Origin of the sequence: uncultured Psychrobacillus sp., assembly GCF_938022135.1 — a bacterium.
In the GTDB taxonomy this organism is placed as follows: domain Bacteria; phylum Bacillota; class Bacilli; order Bacillales_A; family Planococcaceae; genus Psychrobacillus.
The window spans coordinates 134,000-152,715 of record NZ_CALIED010000010.1 but is presented as its reverse complement, the minus strand read 5'-3'; the positions used below and the strand labels follow the sequence as shown (position 1 = coordinate 152,715).

The following is an 18,716-nucleotide window of genomic DNA, read 5'->3' as shown; positions in this document are numbered from 1 at the left end:
TCAAGATGACTTTTATCCAATATACCTTTGGTATACGGTCCATGCGCCAAACCATTAAAGAGATTGAAACCAACATGGCATACCGATGGTTTCTAGGCTTTGGTTTCCATACCGAGGTTCCCCATTTCTCAACTTTCGGGAAAAACTATGTCCGTCGTTTTGCAGACACAGATCTATTTGAGCAGATTTTCTACAGAGTATTAAAGGAGGTCGCAGATCGTGGGCTCCTAAGCCCGGATCATGTCTTTATTGATTCGACCCATGTGAAAGCTAGTGCGAATAAGAGAAAGTTTGAGAAGAAGGTTGTTCGTAAAGAGACGCGGGCTTATGAAAAGAGGCTCCAGGAGGAGCTCAACCTCGACCGGGAAAAGCATGGGAAGAAACCATTCCCACCTGAAAAGTTTGAAAAGGAAGAGTACAAGGAGATTAAGGAATCGACAACAGATCCTGAAAGTGGTTACTACGTAAAAGATGAACGGACAAAGCAGTTCGCCTATTCTTTTCATGCTGCAACAGACGAGAAGGGTTTTGTGCTTGCAAACATTGTCACACCTGGAAATGTTCACGACAGCCATATGCTTGAACCACTGGTTCAGAAGGTCATCGACCGGGTGGGACGCCCAGTCGTTGTTGCCGCTGATGCAGCCTACAAGACACCAGCTATTGCGAATTTCCTTTTAGAGAATCATGTCCTTCCTGCACTTCCGTACAAACGACCAATGACAAAAGAAGACTTCTTTAAAAAACACGAGTATGTTTATGACGAACATTATGACTGCTATCTCTGTCCCGAAGGACAGGTTCTTAACTACCGAACAACAACGAAGGAAGGTTATCGCCAGTATGCCTCAACTCCTTCTATTTGTGCCACGTGTCCAGTGATTGACCAATGCACGCAGAGTAAGAATAAACAAAAGATGATTCAACGTCATATCTGGCAAGATTATTTGGATGTAGCTGAGGACTTACGTCATAACTATGAAATGAAAGAAATTTATGGGAAGCGTAAAGAGACGATCGAGCGTGTCTTTGCCGATGCCAAAGAAAAGCATGGTATGCGATGGACAACCTTAAAGGGTCTTAAAAAATTGTCCATGCAGGCGATGCTAACTTTTGCTGCCTTAAATCTTAAGAAGTTGGCCAGCTGGACCTGGAAAATGCCAAAAATGGCGTAAAACAAAAAAATCGAGAGTTGAATTAGCTCTTTTTCCAGAATGTAAACTGTGATAATAGCAAAAGGGTTGGAAATCGTTTCGATTTCCAACCCTTTTGTCTACACTCTGAGCTTATTGATTTTAAAATCATAAGCTGTTTATTTTTTTTATTTAATTTCCTTTTAGGAAAGCACCTATTATCTTTCCTACTTTTCTTGATTTGTCATGATGAGAGGGCGGGGAAGCAATAATTTCTTTATTCATGACATAGTACTTTGACAGACATAGTAATTTGATATACATTGTAATAAGAGGTGATAGGCTTGTCAGAAAATGAAGTAAGTGCTGATTTAATAAGGGGTCATATCGATACCATTATTTTAAAGGTTTTAAAGGCAGGAGATAATTATGGATATGAAATTATGAAGGCTATCTCAGTCGGTAGCAATGGAGAGTATATATTGAAAGAGCCGAGTTTATATAGCAGTCTGAAACGATTAGAAAAGATTGGATTTATCCAGGCATACTGGGGTGATCAGTCACAAGGTGGCCGACGAAAATATTATACGATTACAAAAGAAGGCTTAGCGGCCTACGAAGAAAATGTAAGAGCATGGAATCGCGCAAAGGTGCTCATTGATCGATTAGTGTTAGGAGGAAGTGATTAAGATGAATGAGGTTCGAAAGTATGTTAATAAGATGTTCACTGGATACCCAAAAAATGAAGAAACATTAGAGTTGAAAGAAGAAGTCATCGGAAATTTAGAGGCAGAAATTGAAGACTTAGTTGCGAATAAGGGTTTAACTGCAAAACAAGCTTTTAGGATTAGTACCGAGAAAATGCCTAAACTGGATAGTGTAATAGAAGGCTTACAAACAGTTCAATTAAGCAAAGTGTTGGTCGAGCTTACGCAATGGTCGCTGATTTATTTATTGATAGCATGGATCATCTCTATTCCGTTTAATGTTTTTAGTTCCTTAAGGGCTACGAGCTGGCTGTTGTTAATAATCATATTAATAATTGGCGTATTTTATATCGTGTTAAAAATCATAGCAGGTTCTTTAACGAATGAAAGAACAATCCAATTAGCTTTTATGAATAGATGGCAAAAATGGATTTGGATTATTTGGGCATTGTTTATGGTAGCGCAGTGGGGAATGATTACTGCCATCCATTTTGGTAGTGATCTATGGTTTGGCCGTAATATCTCTATTGAAGGTCCTTATCAATTCGGTCAGACTATAGCAGCCTATTTGGCTCCATTTTTCTCCATCATTGTACCTTTATTAATTAACAGATTTAAAAACATAGTTATCAGAGGAGGTAATGAAGCGAACTATGAAGAATAAGTTAATAATTGGATTATTCATTACTGGGCTTATACTTTTTGGATGGATGAACCTTTTTTACCTACCAGAAAAAGAAAATTTACAAGCGGAAGAAATGCTACGGCAGCTTGATCCAGAGACCCATGATTTTAGCAAGGTGCTAGTATATGAAAATATATATATGGGAAACAACTCAAATAATGCTCATTTGTTTCAATCACTTCCTTTACAAAATTATTTGAATGGCTTTGAACAGGACCCTGATCGTTTTTTGTTAATCGTGAATTATAAAGATTTAAGTGACGTTTCTCCTCGTCAAGTACAACAATCGGTCATTTATAATACTACAGCTGCTTTTGTACTTATTAAGAATTTGGAACAAATAGAGTTAAGACTTCCAAATGAAACTTTTCTCGTTAACAGAAGCAATGTAGAGAGTGTTCTAGGGAATTTAGATGAGCTTTTAGATCCTCTGTTATTTGAAAAAGAAGTGCAACAGCGATTAAAAACGGAAGAGATAAAGGATTGGTTTGACCAGTATTTACAAGTCAGCAAGGAGGGCTAACATGAAGGATCGTGTCATTCAGGCGTATAACCAGCTCGCCGATGATTATGAATTTAACGTCGATCAAAGAAGTATATATAACACGGAGTATGAGAGACCAGAAATGGTCAAACAAATGCCTTCTAATTTAAATAATTTAAGCGTTTTGGATGCGGGTTGTGCTGCAGGATGGTATACCTCCCAGCTTATACGTGAAGGGGCAACGGTTACAGCAATCGATATCAGTCCTAAAATGGTAGAGGCAACGAAAAGAAGAGTAAGGGACAAAGCTAATGTTCTTTGCTTAAGCCTAGAAGAAGAACTTCCCTTTGAAGACAATAGTTTTGATCTCATTATTAGCTCATTAGTCCTTCATTATATCAATGATTGGGAATTGACATTTAGAGAGTTTCAAAGAATCTTAAAGCCAGGCGGTCAATTCATATTTTCGGTACACCACCCATCTATGGATATAAGATTGGCTAAGGAAGGAGATTATTTTTCACATGAATTTATAATAGATCAGTGGAAGCGTGATGGGAAAATAATTGAAGTGCCTTTTTATAGGAGACCTATGCAAGCCATCTTAAACGAAACTTTAAAATTCTTTAAATTAGAGCGTCTTATAGAGCCACAGCCTACTGAAGAATTTAAGAAGATAGATCCTAAAGGTTATCACAAGCTGATGACAACTCCACATTTTTTGATAATTAACGCAAGAAACTGAGGGACATAAGGGTTAAGGGGGGGATTAAATGTGTCTAAAGAGTTTATTGCCATAATATCAATAGTTTCTGTAGTGATCTGGATTGTAGTTTCCCAAGAGGCTGTAAAACCCTCAAAAGAGATAAATTGGTGGAAAATGATAAGCTTACTTTCTGTAGGAACCGTATTGGCATTAGGGTTAACCATTTCCCTTTTTCAAAGCCTGCCGTTCTAGGATAGGTAACTGGGTTCTTGTTGAATATCTAAACAACCATATGATTTATAAAAGGACTTAGTTTGTTTGAGTAAGCTAAGTTCTTTTATCCTACTAAAATGATTACACTTTATAATAAATTTTATATTTACTTATCTTGGAGGAGTTAAAATGTCTATAAAAGTAATCCATCATTACACTGAAAAGCATTTAACAGACTTGTATCAATTATTTCAAAATGAATGGTGGACAAAAGAGCGTAGCTTAGCTGATATAAAAACAATGATTGATTTGAGTCATGTAACGATAGGCTTAGTTGATCAGGACTCAGGTGATCTAGTGGGTTTCGCAAGAGCAATTTCAGATGGGGTATACAGGGCGTTTATTTTTGATGTAATTGTAAAAGAAAACGGTCGGAAGCAAGGATATGGGTTAACTCTAATGAACAGTCTGTTAAATCACTCAGTCATTCAGGATGTAGAGCGAGTCGAGCTTTATTGTCCTGAAAGATTAGTTTCCTACTATGAGCAATTTGGATTTTCTACCGATGTGAATGGTAGTACATTAATGAGGTTAAAATGATAACGGAAAGGACAAGGAACAGGGGGAAATATGGCTTTTATAGATTGATTACCTTTACAAGGGGGGAAACAAAATGATTGAAAGGAAATATCTAAGTATAGAAGAGATTATTTCATTACCAACTTTATCGGATATCCATATTAGTGAGGATGGTAAAAAAGTAGCGTTTGTTAAGAAGACAGCCAGCTGGCAACACAATAAATACAAAAATCATATATGGATATATGGAAAAGATAAAGAGGACTGTAACCCATTAACAACTAGAGATATAGAAAGTACATATCCGTTATGGGCTCCAAATTCTAAAGATATTGCATACCTTAGTCCAGTTGGTGAACAGGCTGATAAAAAGAATCAAATCTTTGTTAAATTGAAAGAAGGAAATAGATCAGTTCAAATTACTGATGAAAAAGAAGGAGTCAGTAAATTCAAATGGGAGCCAACTGGCAAGGGTATATATTATCTTGCACAGTCAAAAGAATCTGAGGTACTAAATAAACGAAAGGAATTATATGGGGATTATCTTCATATAGGTAAGGAATACGAAAATAATTGTTTATATTATATAAATCTTGGTAAAGAGGTACAAAATGACAATCCAGAAAAACAACATAAAGTAGTTCAACTTACCAATGGGAAAGATTTTCATGTTCAAGAATTTGATATTTCATTAGACGGAAAAAAAGCAGGAATTTTGGCTACACCTAGCCCTGATATGGGTGATTATATAAAGAGTGACTTATACATATTGGATATTCAAGCTGTCGAGCTTCAAAAGCTGAATATAGATAGGCTATTGGGTGGCTCCATTTGCTTCTCTCCAGATGGCAACAAAATTTGTTACCAAGCAAGTATTAAGGAGAAAGATTACTATGAAACTCATATAGAAGACAGCACGTTAGAAATTTATGATATGAATAGTGGAAAGGTAATTCATCCGTTAACTGATTTTGATAGTACGGTAGTTCCTATACGGTGGACAACTAAAGGGATTTTAATCAAATGGCAGGACAAAACTAATTACCTTATGGGATTGTTATCTGAGTATGGAGCGCTAGAAATGCTAAGTGAAAAAGTAGATAGTTTTATAATGAATGCTTACATAACGAAAGATGGAAATCATATATCCTATACTAAGGCTAAAATAAATGAAACCTTTGAAATCTATTTAAACGATAAAAAGATTACGAATGAAAACAGCTTTTTTAAAGGAAAGCTTAAAAGTAACAGGGAAGTAACCTCATGGAAAAGTAAGGATGGGGTTGATATAGAAGGGGTTTTATCAACACCAGTAGATTTAGACCCGAATAAAAAATATCCTTTATTAGTGGTAATCCATGGTGGTCCTGCTTGGGCAGCATTCCCAATATTTTCGGACTGCTTTAATGAGAAGTATCCTATAGAGCAGTTTATAGAAAAAGGATTTATAGTTTTAGAACCTAACTACAAGGGAAGTTCTGGTTATGGTAATGAATTCTTAAAAGCAAACTACAGAAAACTTGGAATTGCTAACTATGATGATATTATAGCTGGAGTAGATAAACTGGTTGACGTAGGGATTGCGGATCATGATAGGTTAGGAGTTATGGGATGGAGCAATGGAGGATATTTATCCGCATTTTGTTCTACTTTTAGTAATAGATTTAAAGCTGCTTCCGTTGGAGGTGGTATTACTAATTGGAGAACCCATTATGTTAATACAGATATACCATACTTTATTCGGATGTGTTTAGGAAATAATCCATGGAATGACCCAGAGATATATTCAAAAACGTCACCAATGCATTATATTACATCCGCCTCTACTCCGACTTTAATACAACACGGCGAAATGGATGCAAGAGTACCCATTCCAAATGCATATGAGCTATATCAGGGATTAAAGGATATGGAAGTTGATACAGAGTTAGTTATATTTAAAGGGATGGCGTATAGTCCCGATCAACCGGGAATGAATGTGGCTATTATGAAACAGAATTTAATGTGGTTTTCACATTATATTCTTGGAGAAAGTATGAAGGACTTTTAGGAGTAATAATAAATGAATCCCATAAAGCTATAAGTGTCTAATTCAAAATAAAGCTCCAGAAATTTTGCTTTTTGCAAAATTTTTGGAGCTTTTTAGAGGGGCAATTTTATTCCCTGCAAATATTCGATTATTTATTATTCCTTTTTATTAGCTCTGTTTGTTTAAGCATTCGTTTATTTGCTTTATGGTCATGTACTACAAGGATAGCATGAATAATTCCAGGTACGTAACCTAAAAAACATAGTAGTAAATTAAGAAAAGCTTGAAATGGCTTCCCGGAGAATAAAACTGCTACTGGTGGTAACACAATAGCTAAAAGATACATCATAGTTACTAGCTCCTTACAAGGATTTGTACACAATCATACAGAACAACTTGTAGGATTAGCAAACTATAATATAGTGGTATATAATGGGTACTTTTCCTGAAGTAATAATATTAATTAATGCTTTCTAATGCAATCTTTAAATTAGGGTAAATGACATCTGCAGCCACATCTATTCCTTCATTAATGGTCATTTTAGCTAAATCAGGGCAAATCCCTGTTGCCATAACACTAATTCCCATTATACGAATCATTTGAACCAATTCGTTTATATATTGAACGTTTCCTTTATCGATTTTATATACCCCTGAAAAGTCAATTATAACGTAAAATACACCAGCACTTGCAATTTTAGGAGTTAAATTTTCTATCATATAGTCTATCCGATATATATCAATGTGTCCTACCAATGGCAAAACTATAATTCCTTCTTTAACAGGAACTATTGGTGCTCCGACCTTTGCTAATTCCATTTGGGACATCTTTTGGTATTCGCTTGCTAGATACTCATAATTGGCAACCGTTTCGTTAAGGCTCATATCTAACATTCTGTTAACCTGTTTAATCAATTTACTTAGCTCTTTCAAATTAAGATCGAATGTGATTGCTAAATTAGTCAGTATGTCAGTAATTACATTGCGAGTAGGGAGATATCTGACTACTAGGGTAGATAGATTACCATCAAGAGAAACCATTGCTGCATTCTTTTTACTCCATATTAATAAGGATTCAGGGATTTTCTCCTCACCACTTAAAATATACTCTCCAATAAAGGTAACAAACTCAATATACATATTTTTAGCTTGTTCCTGTTCCCAACGAGGTATATCCATATCAAGAGAATTTATTACCTCATCAACGATATTACTAGCCAACAATTCTTTATTATTAAAGATATAATCTGAAATACTAATAAGTGGGCTCATATTTCTTCTCCCTTTTTTTTGGCTTCTTACTCATCATAAAAATTCATTTCTTTTAAGTCAAGCTTTCTCTTGTTCAAGTAGGATATTCTATAACCAAGAGAGATTAAAATTATGATTTCAAGCAGGTAAAAACGTTAATATGATAGAAGATAGTATTATTAGAAAATTGAAAAGATGCTAAAGAGTCGATAACTAATGTTAGCAGGGGGTTACGAAGTTGAGGTGAATCCCATTATATATGGACCTGTTACTGGCTTATGGATGCCACCTGAAGAGAATAGTGCTGAACTTATAGTTGAGAAGGCATTAAACCTATTAATAAATTAATTATTAAGAAAATATGCTAAGTAAGTCATGTAACAATGATTGAGCCAATATAAATAAAACCCATTTTGAAATATCAAAATGGGTTTTATTTATTAAATTAAGCATTAAATTTTTGTACTTCGATAAATTGGATATGATTGTCTTGTTTTTCATTGATGGAGAATATATAACCTCCATACTCAATTTGTTCATCCATGTGTAACTCTATGTCCTGAGTGTAATACCATCCACCAATTGTATCTACATCAGGATTATAAAGATCTATTTTCAACAATTTCGCGACATCATCAAGTAACACATTTGTGTGAATGATATAGTGGTCTTCTTTGACTTTCCGAACATCTGCTATTTCGTCGTCATCAAATTCATCTCGAATTTCTCCTACAATTTCCTCCAAGATATCTTCAACGGTTACAAGCCCAGACGTACCACCATATTCATCTAACAATATAGCCATATGAATACGCTCTTTTTGCATTTTCAATAACAGACTGTTAATCGGAGTAGTTTCTATAGTATTAATCACAGGATTAACAAAATCCTCTATATTGAAGTTCTCCAATGTTATACGATTATTAATACCTAGTGTTAAGAAATCTTTAATATTAATAAATCCGATGATATTATCTCTATCTTCTTCATAAACAGGGTAGCGTGTATAACGTTCCTCAGAAATCGTAGTTAATACCTCATTAAAGGTAGCTTTTCTTTCAAAACCAATAATTTGAGTACGAGGTACCATGATTTCACGAGCAATGCGGTCATCGAATTCAAATACATTATTTACATACTTCAATTCATTTTGGTTAATTTCCCCGCTCTTATAACTCTCCGCAAGTAATAATCGAAGCTCTTCTTCTGTATGAGATAGTTCATGTTCTGATGCTGGTCTCATACCAAAAAGCCCAACGAGCAAGCGAGCAGATCCATTTAGGAACCAAATGAATGGATATAGGATTTTATAGAAAATCATAATCGGTTTAGCAAAAACAAGGGTAACTGCTTCTGCTTTTTGGATAGCTATTGTTTTTGGAGCCAACTCACCGACCACGACATGTAAAAAAGTAGCGATTAAAAATGCAGCACCAATCGTAAAGTAATGAATGTTGTCCGTACTAATTCCAATTGTTTCAAACAATGGATGTAGGATAAATTCGAATGTCGATTCACCAACCATCCCTATTCCTAAAGCAGTTACAGTAATACCAAGCTGACAGGCAGACAGGTATTCATCTAAGCGTGATGTAACTTGTTTTGCAGCCTTAGAACCTTTACGACCTTCTGCTACTAACTGATCTATTCTGGAATGACGTACCTTTACGATAGCAAACTCCGTAGCTACGAAGAATGCGGTTAAAGCGATTAATATGACAAAAATAGTTAAATTCAATGCGGTCAATAAGTTGTCTTACTCGAAAGTAAGACTTCACCTCCTAAGTGATTAATAATAATAAGGATTGCATAAGAGCAACACTTTCTGATGAAACTTTCTGTTTGATGGAATGCTTTGTGTTATCTTCCTTCTCATTTATTTGTTCCAATAAGTGAGAAACTTCTTTTTCTAAATATTGCATCTGTAATCGTATTTCCTGGATATCAATCTCTTCTATACTATCTTTGGCAAGCTCTCTTTTTATTTCTTCAAGTGACATACCTTTTAACTTTTTCTCTTCTATAACTCTTAGTCTTTCAATAGCCTCATAAGGGTAGTAACGATAGTTGGAACTAGAACGTTCAGCATCTAATAGCCCTAGAGTAGTATAATAATCGATGGTACGCTTAGTAATGCCACTTTTTTCAGCTAACTCGCCAATTCTTAGTTTCTCTGTCCCAATAGTATCACTCCTAACCATAACGTTAGGGTTTAGTATAGTATGAATTTGAGGTAAATGCAAGGAACATGAAGGGTTACAAGCTGTGAGCAGTGGAGGATTAAAGCAATCTCTTTATTCCAATTTGTATGAAAAGTTATTATTAAATAATAAGTTTTTCTTCCAAGACCTAAGTTTACCTAATAAATCGAATCAATGAAGCAACTGTTCTTGTTATAATTGTAGAGTAGGAGAAACTACATGTAACTTATTAAAGGTAGTTTTCTGGAAAATGTATTATGCATAAACGGAGGATGCTATGAATATCAGGCTTGCGCAGAAAAAAGATATAGCTCAGTTAATTCAAATGCGTTGGGATTTTACAATAGAGCATAATGAAAAAGCGACTGATCATAATCTAGAGGAATTTCAAATGGAATGTAGACAATTTTTGGAACGAGCAATCGAAAGTAATTCATGGGTTATATGGATTGCAGAAATAAATGAACAGGTAGTATCTCATATTCATATGGAGCTTATTCATAAGGTTCCTCGTCCAGGTAGAATTACTCATCCATTTGTATATATGACCAATGTTTACACTATTCCCGCGGAACGAAACAAAGGAATTGGCTCTAATCTTCTTACAGTAGTGAATAAATGGGTGGAATCGAACGAGTACGAGTTTGTTATCGTTTGGCCAAGTGATGATAGTATTGAGTTTTATAAACGTAAAGGTTATATCAGCTGTAATGAAGCAATGACATTTACGCCTTCAATTAAGAGTTAACCTATTTACGAAAGGGAAAAATAATGCCAACTATTATATATGAGATTTTAATAGATGCTCCAATAGATCTTTGCTTTGATTTATCACGGGATGTAGCCATACACACTCAAACGACTGGAAAAACAAAGGAAAAGGCTGTTGGTGGTAAAGTAAAAGGGTTATTAGAAAAAGGAGATAGTGTAACATGGGAAGCTACACACTTCGGTGTTCGGCAAAGGTTAACTGCAAAAATTATTGAGATGGACAAGCCTCATACTTTTAGAGACGTTATGGTAAGCGGAGCCTTCCATTCATTTACACACACCCATCAATTTAGCAGACAAGAAAATGGTACATTGGTAAGGGATGAGTTTGTGTATCGTTCCCCTTTGGGAGTTCTGGGGAGGTTGGCAGATTTATTATTCCTCGAAAAATACATGACAAATTTTATTAAACATCGTTCTCTGGAATTAAAAAGGATAGCGGAGAGCATAGAAAGTAAAAGCTAAAACGGAATTTTAAATTTGTTGCTTAATGTTCTATTTTAATAGTTTTGTAATCTATTATCATTAGAAATGGAGAGGATAAAATTGGCAATTACTACTATGAGTTCAACTGCAAATTTAGTGGATAAGCTTCAAGTGGAGGTTGGAACACGCGGACATCAAGTTAACATCGACGAACCGGAACGTTTAGGTGGTACAGACAAAGGTATGAATCCTTTAGAATTATTGCTTTCATCGCTAGGTGCCTGCCAAACAATTGTTGCGCAAATGTCAGCAAAGAAATTTGGCATTCAGTACGATCATATATCTGTTGATTTAGAAGGAGATATTGATACGGATGGTTTCCTTGGACTTTCAGATATTCGTCCTGGTTTTTTAGAGGTAAGATATAAAGTTAATATTCAATCTAGTGAATCGCCTGAGAAAATTGAAGAATTCATTACATATGTAGAGAATCATTGTCCCGCACTCGACTCTTTAATTAATGGTGTTAAGGTTGTTTCTCAAGGTATAGAGATTCAGCAAACAGACAAGATATAATTTAAAAAAGCTATGGAGATTTTACAGTCGTAAAATTTCCATAGCTTTTTTATATTTGGTTTCAATTTTGGTTCTGCTTAAGGGCTTAGAATCCTCTTCTATATGCCTTTGGAACATTTGCTTTTCCGTCTAATACTTCTTCCGTATGCAATGCCCAATAAGGGTCTTTTAGCATACCTCGACCGATGGCTATCAATTCTATATCCTCTTCTGCCAAAGTCTTTTCAGCTAAAACTGGCTCTTCTAAAATTCCTACAGCAATGACCGGTAAATCTAAAGCTTGTTTATAAGCTCTTGCAAATGGAACTTGATAACCAGGTGTATTTGCCGGCTTCACTTTCCCTGGATTTGCTTCACCACCGCTGGAAACATGGAAAACGTCCACTCCTGCTTCTTTGTACTGTTTTGCTATTTCCAATGAGTGCTCCAAGCCATAGCCACCATCAATATACTCAATTGCGGATATACGGAACAAGAGAGGCATATCTTCTGGTATAACGCTTTTCACTGCTCTTATAACTTCCATACCAAATTTAGCATAATCCTTTCCGTATTCATCAGTTCGGTTATTAATAGAAGGTGAGTGGAACTGGTGTATTAAATAACCATGGGCTCCGTGTAATTCTATTGTATCGAACCCGGCCTCTACTGCCCGGCGAGCCGCTTCTTTATATTTATTAACCATTTCGTTTATCTCATCAATTGTTAAGGGTCTTGGTTCCTTCCATGTACCATCAGATTCAACAGGAATGTTGGAAGAACTAACTGGTTGTTTAGCATCTGTTGCTTTTCTTCCAGCATGAGCAATTTGTATACCTATTTTGGCATCGTGTTTATGTACTTCTTCAACTATTCTTGCATAAGCAGGAATCTGTTCATCTGACCATAAGCCTAGATCATAATCGGTAATTCTTCCATCAGGCTCTACGTCTGTCATTTCTACAATGATTAAGCCGGTCCCGCCTACTGCGCGAGATACATAATGGACGAAGTGCCAGTCATTAGGAGTTCCATCCTTGGCCTCGACAGAGTATTGGCACATAGGAGCCATTACTATTCTATTTTTTAAGCTTAAGCCTTTTACGCTATATGGTGTAAATAATTTGGACATTTCTTTGAATCACTCCTTTTTCATATTATCGCTTGTTTTGTCCGTTGATTCAAATAATGCGCGTTAAGAGAGTAATAGTTTTTATAAATAATTAATATATTTGTATAATTAATAAATTTATAGTTGTATTTATGCATTTTGAGTGTTACATTATGTATATTAATACAAAATAACCGTATATAAATACATTGGAGGAATATTTAATGAACAAAAAAGTTGTTTTAGCATACTCAGGTGGATTAGATACTTCTGTAGCAATTACTTGGCTTAAGGATGAGGGCTATGATGTAGTAGCTGTTTGTTTAGATGTAGGAGAAGGAAAAGATTTAGAATTTGTGAAGAACAAAGCCCTAGAGGTTGGAGCTATTGAAAGCTATATGATTGATGCAAGAGAAGAATTTGCAAATGAATATGCATTGATTTCTTTGCAAGCTCACACATGGTACGAAAATAAATATCCTTTAGTATCTGCGCTATCAAGACCGCTAATTTCTCAGAAACTAGTAGAAATTGCAGAGAAAACTGGTGCTACTGCTGTTGCACATGGTTGTACTGGTAAAGGAAATGACCAAGTTCGTTTCGAAGTTTCTATCAATGCTTTAAATCCGGAGTTAGAAGTAATTGCCCCTGTTCGTGAGTGGAGCTGGAGCCGTGAAGAAGAAATCGCTTATGCCAAAGAGAAAAACATTCCAATTCCAATTAACCTAGACAGTCCATTTTCTATAGACCAAAACCTTTGGGGACGTGCGAATGAATGTGGCATTTTAGAGGATCCATGGGCAGCACCACCAGAGGATGCATACGATTTAACAGTTTCTTTAGAAAATGCACCAGACGTTGCAGATATTATTGAAATTGAATTTTTACAAGGGGTTCCTGTAGCTATAGACGGAGTTAAATATCCATTACATGAACTTATTCTTAAGTTAAACGATATTGCTGGTAAGCATGGGGTTGGTCGTATCGATCATGTAGAAAATCGCCTAGTTGGTATAAAATCGCGTGAAGTCTATGAGATACCTGGCGCACACACACTGCTTCTGGCACATAAGGAGCTTGAAGACATTACGTTAGTGAAAGAGCTAGCTCACTTTAAGCCAGTAATGGAAAAGAAATTGACAGAACTTATTTATGAGGGTCTTTGGTTCTCTCCATTAAAAACTGCTCTTGTGGCATTTTTAAAGGAAACACAGCAATATGTAAATGGTACTGTACGTGTGAAACTATTTAAGGGCCATGCAATTGTGGAAGGGCGTAAATCTCCAAACTCTTTATATAATGAAAAACTTGCAACGTACACTGCAGATGACGAATTTAACCATTCTTCTGCTGTTGGGTTCATTGAACTGTGGGGACTTCCAACAAAAGTACATGCAATGGTAAACAAAGGAGAAAAGAAGGTGCAAGTATGAGTAAGCTATGGGGTGGAAGATTTCAGAAATCTGCCGAACAATGGGTGGATGAATTCGGAGCTTCTATTGAATTCGACCAAAAACTAGTAATGGAAGATATCGAGGGTAGTATGGCACACGTTAAAATGCTTTTCGATTGCAATATTTTACCCCATGAAGATGTAAGGGATATTCTTGGTGGCTTACTCCAGCTAAAGCAGCTTGCTACTGAACACAAGCTTGAATTCTCTGTTGCTAATGAGGATATTCACTTAAATTTAGAAAAAATGCTCATTGATCTAATAGGTCCGGTTGGTGGAAAGCTCCACACAGGACGAAGCCGTAATGACCAAATTGCAACAGATATGCACTTGTTTTTAAAGAACCGAGTAAACGAAATCATTGAATTGATAAGAGTTTTTCAAGAAACAATAGTTAACCAAGCAGAGAAGCATATAGAAACATTGGCGCCTGGTTATACACATTTACAACGAGCACAACCCATTTCCTTTGCCCATCATTTAATGGCTTATTTCTGGATGCTAGAGAGAGACAAGGAACGCTTTTTAGATTCCATGAAACGTATAGATATTTCTCCTCTTGGGTCTGGGGCACTTGCAGGAACAACATTTCCAATAGATCGCAAGCTGTCTGCAGATTATCTAGGGTTTACTAACGTATATGCAAATAGTATGGATGCTGTAAGTGATCGCGACTTTATCGTTGAATTTTTAAGCAACTCATCCTTACTTATGACGCACCTTTCTCGTTTTGCGGAGGAAATAATTTTATGGTCTAGCTCAGAGTTTAACTTTATTGAATTGGATGATTCCTTTTCAACAGGCTCAAGCATCATGCCACAAAAGAAAAATCCTGACATGGCAGAGTTAATACGTGGTAAGACGGGTCGTGTCTATGGGAATTTAATGGGTCTTTTAACAACATTAAAAGGATTGCCTCTAGCGTATAATAAGGATATGCAAGAGGATAAGGAAGGGATGTTTGACACGGTAGAGACAATTGTTGGGTCCCTTAAAATCTTTGAGGGAATGGTTCGAACAATGTCCGTGCATACAGAGCGTTTGCATGAAACAGTACACAATGACTTCTCTAATGCAACGGAGCTTGCAGACTACTTAGCTGCAAAGGGACTTCCTTTCCGTGAAGCTCATGAAGTAACAGGTAAACTAGTTTTCCTTTGTATACAACGAGGATATTTCCTTCTGGATCTTCCATTAAGTGATTTACAAGAAGCTAGTAGCTTAATAGAAGCAGACATTTATGATGTCTTGTCCCCATTAGCTGCAGTTAGAAGAAGAAATTCATTAGGCGGTACAGGTTTCGATCAAGTTAAAATACAAATAGAAGAAGCTAAAAGTAAATTAAGGTAACTTATAGACCGTGTTAAAGGAATAAACCCTTTAACACGGTTTTGCTTTTTACCAACTAGGAAGGTAGTTTATTGATTGATTGTTAAGGGCTATGACATTAACTCAAGTTAAGTAAAGAGAGATAAGATTCTATATTATTTAGTTTAGATAAATATAAATACACATTCAAAGGTATAATTATTATTAATAAAACTATGGTTATATAAAATAACATATTCTTTTTATTTTTGCTTATATATGAAACGATATCAAATATAAATCCTAGAATGACCATACAGCTTACAATCCAAAGTATTTTCAAACTGGTAATTTCACTTTTTAGTAAGATAGCCCTTAGCTCGTTATCATGAGTGATTGTAATTTCTATGTTTTCTTTTTTTAGAAAACTGGTTTTTTCAATAGAAAATGATTCAGTCGTCTCATTTTCAATGGAGTATCCACCAGGATAAACATTAAAAATAGATAGTATTAACAAAAAGGCCAAGAATCCAAAAATAAGAATACTGAGGTTACGTAATTGTTTACTCGAAGTATCTTGAGTATCTTTAAGATTCAATTAATCACTCCCTGAGTTTTTTAATAATACTCTATTTAGGGGTTTTTAAAACCATAGAGTCCAGCAAATATTATCATTGAATAATTTATCAAACTAAATATTATGATAAAAACTAAATAATTTCTAAAGGTATTCCTTTTACCCAATGCTGCAAGTAATAGGGCTATAAGCACCAAAAGTATTGGCATAAAAAATCCTAAGTTTCCATCAATTCCGTAAGTAAAATAGTCTGAAGAGTTAAGAAATATTATCAAAGCAAAGGGTATAGTAGATGCTAAATAGAAAAACAAGGAAAAATAAAGAAGATTATTTTTGTGCAAGAAGCCACCACCATTAACTTGTTAATATTTAGTTTCAGTTAAATATTAACATATAAAACAAAATTTCACTCATATTCGTATGTTACTCTCTCATTCTTTTATATCTATATCTAGATATAAATATTTTGGATAGGTCTTATAGCTTTAACTACAATATGCTTGTACTCTTCAGCAAGTAACTAGCGTCTTTAAGAGCAAAGGTTCCCTTAACGGAAAGAAGATGATATGATAATCGAAGAATTTTTTTCAAAGGAGATTATCATGGAAAGTTTAAAACAACAATGGTTTGGAAATATACGGGGCGATATCTTATCCGGAATAGTAGTTGCTCTTGCCCTTATTCCTGAAGCCATTGCTTTTTCAATCATAGCTGGTGTCGATCCGATGGTAGGGCTATATGCTTCTTTTTGTATAGCAGTCATTATTGCCTTTGTAGGCGGACGACCAGGTATGATATCTGCAGCGACTGGAGCAATGGCTCTAGTTATGGTGCCTCTTGTTAAAGAATACGGATTAGATTATTTATTAGCAGCAACCATCTTGACAGGGATTATTCAACTACTATTTGGTGTATTTAAGATTGCTAAGCTGATGAAGTATATTCCTAATGCTGTGATGATTGGGTTCGTCAATTCGTTAGCAATACTAATATTCATGGCTCAAGTACCACATTTCATTGGGATCTCAACGATGACGTATATTTTTGTAGGAATTACACTTATTCTTGTTTATACATTACCACGTTTCATCAAAGTAATACCGGCACCGTTAATAGCGATCGTCACATTAACTATCGTTGCTATTTACAGTGGATTTGAATTAAAAACGATAGGTGATTTAGGAAATATTTCACAAACCTTACCATCCTTTTTGCTTCCAAATGTTCCTCTAAATTTAGAAACGCTACAGATAATTTTCCCATTTTCTATAGCACTTGCAATAGTGGGATTAGTAGAGTCGTTACTTACATCTCAAATTTTAGATGATATGACTGCAACCGAAAGTGATAAAAATAAAGAGGCTAGAGGTCAAGGTATTGCTAACTTCGTAACAGGATTCTTTGGTGGTATGGCAGGATGTGCGATGATTGGACAATCAGTGATTAACGTTAAATCAGGAGGAAGAGGTCGACTTTCTACTCTAGTAGCAGGTTTGTTCCTTATATTCCTAATCATTGTTTTAGGTGACTTGGTCGTTAAAATTCCAATGCCAGTCTTAGTTGGAATCATGATTATGGTATGTATCGGTACATTTGACTGGAACTCATTTAAGTATTTAGTAAAAGCACCAAGAACAGATGCACTGGTCATGCTGACTACTGTAATAATTGTAGTGTATACACACGACCTGTCAAAGGGAGTTATCGCAGGAGTTATATTAAGCGCGGTTTTCTTTGTTGTAAAAATTTCTACCCTAAAAGTTATAGAACAGGATCAGCGATACATTATAGAAGGGCAGCTATTTTTTGCCTCTACTGATAGCTTTGTAGATTACTTTAAAAAGTCGACTACACTATCGGATACTATACAAATTGATTTTACTAATAGTAGGATCTGGGATGATTCCGGGGTAGGAGCATTATTTAAAGTGAAGGATTTACTAAGTGAGCGAGGACTTCAAGTAGAATTAATCGGCTTAGATTCATATAGTAAAAAAATGATTGCTCAAATAGATGCTCTATCCACTCATTAAAGGGGGAATCCGCACCATGTATAACCATATTGTTTTAGCAGCAGATGGCTCTGAAAATGCTGTTCGAGCAGCGAAGGAGACAATCAAAATTGCTTCTTTAAATAAGCAATGTTTGGTGGAAATAGTTTATGTAGCAGATTTTGAAAAAGCAAGGACAGAGGTACTGCATGCAGGCTCTACAGAGGTGTTAGAATTAGAACGTCGAAAGAAAAAAAAAAATGTTGAGCTACTTTTAAAGGAATCGGAAATTAGCTATAAAATCAATATACTGCATGGTATCCCTGGTCCTGAGATTGTTAAATTCGCCAATGAAAATAAGGTAGATCTTTTAGTCATTGGGAGCAGAGGCTTAAATTCCCTACAGGAAATGGTTTTAGGAAGCGTCAGTCATAAGGTAATAAAACAAGTTCAATGCCCAGCTTTAGTAGTTAAGTAAATTCATGTTAAAGTCCTGTTTATAACAGGGCTTTTATTTTTGGTGGAGTTTTCATATA

The 18,716-nt window shown here is 35.5% G+C and carries 22 protein-coding genes; 16 read left to right on the top strand and 6 right to left on the bottom strand.

Going from position 1 to position 18,716, the window contains the following annotated elements; genetic code table 11:
• The 8 genes from Q0371_RS02010 to Q0371_RS01975 all read left to right on the top strand — a co-directional run.
• Nucleotides 1–1,175, top strand: a 1,175-nt coding sequence (locus Q0371_RS02010; RefSeq protein WP_298467645.1) for an IS1182 family transposase, incomplete at its 5' end; no start/stop codon positions are given.
• 302 nt (nucleotides 1,176–1,477) lie between these two features.
• A complete protein-coding gene (locus Q0371_RS02005) occupies nucleotides 1,478–1,822 on the top strand; it encodes a PadR family transcriptional regulator (RefSeq protein WP_298467642.1) in 345 nt (114 codons plus the stop codon).
• A 1-nt stretch (nucleotide 1,823) separates the two neighbouring features.
• Nucleotides 1,824–2,504: a permease prefix domain 1-containing protein gene (locus Q0371_RS02000; RefSeq protein WP_298467640.1), complete on the top strand. Its 681-nt coding sequence runs from the start codon at nucleotides 1,824–1,826 to the stop codon at nucleotides 2,502–2,504.
• The gene (locus Q0371_RS01995; protein ID WP_298467637.1) at nucleotides 2,494–3,048 is read left to right on the top strand and encodes a DUF4825 domain-containing protein; all 555 of its coding nucleotides are present in this window, start codon (nucleotides 2,494–2,496) and stop codon (nucleotides 3,046–3,048) included. Before Q0371_RS02000 ends, Q0371_RS01995 begins: the two co-directional genes overlap by 11 nt.
• Before the next feature lies 1 nt (nucleotide 3,049).
• The gene (locus Q0371_RS01990) at nucleotides 3,050–3,754 is read left to right on the top strand and encodes a class I SAM-dependent methyltransferase (RefSeq protein ID WP_298467634.1); all 705 of its coding nucleotides are present in this window, start codon (nucleotides 3,050–3,052) and stop codon (nucleotides 3,752–3,754) included.
• 30 nt (nucleotides 3,755–3,784) lie between these two features.
• Nucleotides 3,785–3,967 carry a hypothetical protein gene (locus tag Q0371_RS01985; protein ID WP_298467631.1) on the top strand — a complete coding sequence of 61 codons (183 nt, stop codon included), beginning with the start codon at nucleotides 3,785–3,787 and terminating at the stop codon, nucleotides 3,965–3,967.
• A gap of 150 nt (nucleotides 3,968–4,117) precedes the next feature.
• Entirely contained in the window at nucleotides 4,118–4,528 is a 411-nt protein-coding gene (locus Q0371_RS01980) for a GNAT family N-acetyltransferase (protein WP_298467629.1), read from the top strand.
• A 73-nt stretch (nucleotides 4,529–4,601) separates the two neighbouring features.
• Nucleotides 4,602–6,557 (top strand): S9 family peptidase, encoded by a 1,956-nt coding sequence (locus tag Q0371_RS01975; protein ID WP_298467626.1) that lies wholly within the window; start codon nucleotides 4,602–4,604, stop codon nucleotides 6,555–6,557.
• Nucleotides 6,558–6,684: 127 nt separating this feature from the next.
• On the opposite strand, the gene Q0371_RS01970 is transcribed toward Q0371_RS01975, so the two are convergent.
• The gene (locus tag Q0371_RS01970; protein ID WP_298467623.1) at nucleotides 6,685–6,885 is read right to left on the bottom strand and encodes a YqaE/Pmp3 family membrane protein; all 201 of its coding nucleotides are present in this window, start codon (nucleotides 6,883–6,885) and stop codon (nucleotides 6,685–6,687) included.
• A 110-nt stretch (nucleotides 6,886–6,995) separates the two neighbouring features.
• Entirely contained in the window at nucleotides 6,996–7,808 is an 813-nt protein-coding gene (locus Q0371_RS01965) for an STAS domain-containing protein (RefSeq protein WP_298467620.1), read from the bottom strand.
• Nucleotides 7,809–8,003: 195 nt separating this feature from the next.
• Here Q0371_RS01965 and Q0371_RS01960 point away from each other — a divergent pair, with 195 nt between their 5' ends.
• The gene (locus tag Q0371_RS01960) at nucleotides 8,004–8,135 is read left to right on the top strand and encodes a hypothetical protein (RefSeq protein WP_298467659.1); all 132 of its coding nucleotides are present in this window, start codon (nucleotides 8,004–8,006) and stop codon (nucleotides 8,133–8,135) included.
• A 97-nt stretch (nucleotides 8,136–8,232) separates the two neighbouring features.
• Here Q0371_RS01960 and Q0371_RS01955 read toward each other — a convergent pair whose 3' ends face one another.
• Together Q0371_RS01955 and Q0371_RS01950 are read right to left on the bottom strand one after the other, a co-directional pair.
• Nucleotides 8,233–9,534 (bottom strand): hemolysin family protein, encoded by a 1,302-nt coding sequence (locus Q0371_RS01955; RefSeq protein WP_169358283.1) that lies wholly within the window; start codon nucleotides 9,532–9,534, stop codon nucleotides 8,233–8,235.
• Nucleotides 9,535–9,568: 34 nt separating this feature from the next.
• Complete coding sequence (locus tag Q0371_RS01950; protein ID WP_298467615.1) at nucleotides 9,569–9,988, bottom strand: MerR family transcriptional regulator; 420 nt, start codon at nucleotides 9,986–9,988, stop codon at nucleotides 9,569–9,571.
• 277 nt (nucleotides 9,989–10,265) lie between these two features.
• Here Q0371_RS01950 and Q0371_RS01945 point away from each other — a divergent pair, with 277 nt between their 5' ends.
• From Q0371_RS01945 to Q0371_RS01935, 3 genes are all read left to right on the top strand, one after another.
• Entirely contained in the window at nucleotides 10,266–10,736 is a 471-nt protein-coding gene (locus tag Q0371_RS01945; protein WP_298467612.1) for a GNAT family N-acetyltransferase, read from the top strand.
• Nucleotides 10,737–10,759: 23 nt separating this feature from the next.
• Complete coding sequence (locus tag Q0371_RS01940) at nucleotides 10,760–11,224, top strand: SRPBCC family protein (protein WP_298467608.1); 465 nt, start codon at nucleotides 10,760–10,762, stop codon at nucleotides 11,222–11,224.
• Nucleotides 11,225–11,305: 81 nt separating this feature from the next.
• Entirely contained in the window at nucleotides 11,306–11,761 is a 456-nt protein-coding gene (locus Q0371_RS01935; RefSeq protein ID WP_298467605.1) for an OsmC family protein, read from the top strand.
• Nucleotides 11,762–11,846: 85 nt separating this feature from the next.
• On the opposite strand, the gene Q0371_RS01930 is transcribed toward Q0371_RS01935, so the two are convergent.
• Nucleotides 11,847–12,872 (bottom strand): NADH:flavin oxidoreductase/NADH oxidase, encoded by a 1,026-nt coding sequence (locus Q0371_RS01930; protein WP_298467602.1) that lies wholly within the window; start codon nucleotides 12,870–12,872, stop codon nucleotides 11,847–11,849.
• Between the two features lie 203 nt (nucleotides 12,873–13,075).
• On the opposite strand from Q0371_RS01930, the gene Q0371_RS01925 reads away from it, so the two are divergent.
• Nucleotides 13,076–14,284, top strand: a complete 1,209-nt coding sequence (locus tag Q0371_RS01925; RefSeq protein WP_169358287.1) for an argininosuccinate synthase — start codon at nucleotides 13,076–13,078, stop codon at nucleotides 14,282–14,284.
• Nucleotides 14,281–15,654: an argininosuccinate lyase gene (argH, locus tag Q0371_RS01920; RefSeq protein ID WP_298467598.1), complete on the top strand. Its 1,374-nt coding sequence runs from the start codon at nucleotides 14,281–14,283 to the stop codon at nucleotides 15,652–15,654. Before Q0371_RS01925 ends, argH begins: the two co-directional genes overlap by 4 nt.
• Nucleotides 15,655–15,751: 97 nt before the next feature.
• Here argH and Q0371_RS01915 read toward each other — a convergent pair whose 3' ends face one another.
• The gene (locus tag Q0371_RS01915; protein WP_298467595.1) at nucleotides 15,752–16,210 is read right to left on the bottom strand and encodes a hypothetical protein; all 459 of its coding nucleotides are present in this window, start codon (nucleotides 16,208–16,210) and stop codon (nucleotides 15,752–15,754) included.
• Between the two features lie 578 nt (nucleotides 16,211–16,788).
• On the opposite strand from Q0371_RS01915, the gene Q0371_RS01910 reads away from it, so the two are divergent.
• Together Q0371_RS01910 and Q0371_RS01905 are read left to right on the top strand one after the other, a co-directional pair.
• Entirely contained in the window at nucleotides 16,789–18,222 is a 1,434-nt protein-coding gene (locus Q0371_RS01910) for a SulP family inorganic anion transporter (protein WP_298467656.1), read from the top strand.
• Between the two features lie 16 nt (nucleotides 18,223–18,238).
• Entirely contained in the window at nucleotides 18,239–18,658 is a 420-nt protein-coding gene (locus tag Q0371_RS01905; RefSeq protein ID WP_298467592.1) for a universal stress protein, read from the top strand.
• Nucleotides 18,659–18,716: the final 58 nt, after the last annotated feature.

Bases quoted from the DNA above. Each gene is read 5' to 3' on its own strand.
- Q0371_RS02000 (WP_298467640.1), top strand. From the start codon at position 1,824: ATGAATGAGGTTCGAAAGTATGTTAATAAGATGTTCACTGGATACCCA.
- Q0371_RS01995 (WP_298467637.1), top strand. From the start codon at position 2,494: ATGAAGAATAAGTTAATAATTGGATTATTCATTACTGGGCTTATACTT.
- Q0371_RS01990 (WP_298467634.1), top strand. From the start codon at position 3,050: ATGAAGGATCGTGTCATTCAGGCGTATAACCAGCTCGCCGATGATTAT.
- Q0371_RS01980 (WP_298467629.1), top strand. From the start codon at position 4,118: ATGTCTATAAAAGTAATCCATCATTACACTGAAAAGCATTTAACAGAC.
- Q0371_RS01975 (WP_298467626.1), top strand. From the start codon at position 4,602: ATGATTGAAAGGAAATATCTAAGTATAGAAGAGATTATTTCATTACCA.
- Q0371_RS01970 (WP_298467623.1), bottom strand. From the start codon at position 6,885: ATGATGTATCTTTTAGCTATTGTGTTACCACCAGTAGCAGTTTTATTC.
- Q0371_RS01965 (WP_298467620.1), bottom strand. From the start codon at position 7,808: ATGAGCCCACTTATTAGTATTTCAGATTATATCTTTAATAATAAAGAA.
- Q0371_RS01960 (WP_298467659.1), top strand. From the start codon at position 8,004: ATGTTAGCAGGGGGTTACGAAGTTGAGGTGAATCCCATTATATATGGA.
- Q0371_RS01950 (WP_298467615.1), bottom strand. From the start codon at position 9,988: ATGGTTAGGAGTGATACTATTGGGACAGAGAAACTAAGAATTGGCGAG.
- Q0371_RS01945 (WP_298467612.1), top strand. From the start codon at position 10,266: ATGAATATCAGGCTTGCGCAGAAAAAAGATATAGCTCAGTTAATTCAA.
- Q0371_RS01940 (WP_298467608.1), top strand. From the start codon at position 10,760: ATGCCAACTATTATATATGAGATTTTAATAGATGCTCCAATAGATCTT.
- Q0371_RS01930 (WP_298467602.1), bottom strand. From the start codon at position 12,872: ATGTCCAAATTATTTACACCATATAGCGTAAAAGGCTTAAGCTTAAAA.
- Q0371_RS01925 (WP_169358287.1), top strand. From the start codon at position 13,076: ATGAACAAAAAAGTTGTTTTAGCATACTCAGGTGGATTAGATACTTCT.
- argH (WP_298467598.1), top strand. From the start codon at position 14,281: ATGAGTAAGCTATGGGGTGGAAGATTTCAGAAATCTGCCGAACAATGG.
- Q0371_RS01905 (WP_298467592.1), top strand. From the start codon at position 18,239: ATGTATAACCATATTGTTTTAGCAGCAGATGGCTCTGAAAATGCTGTT.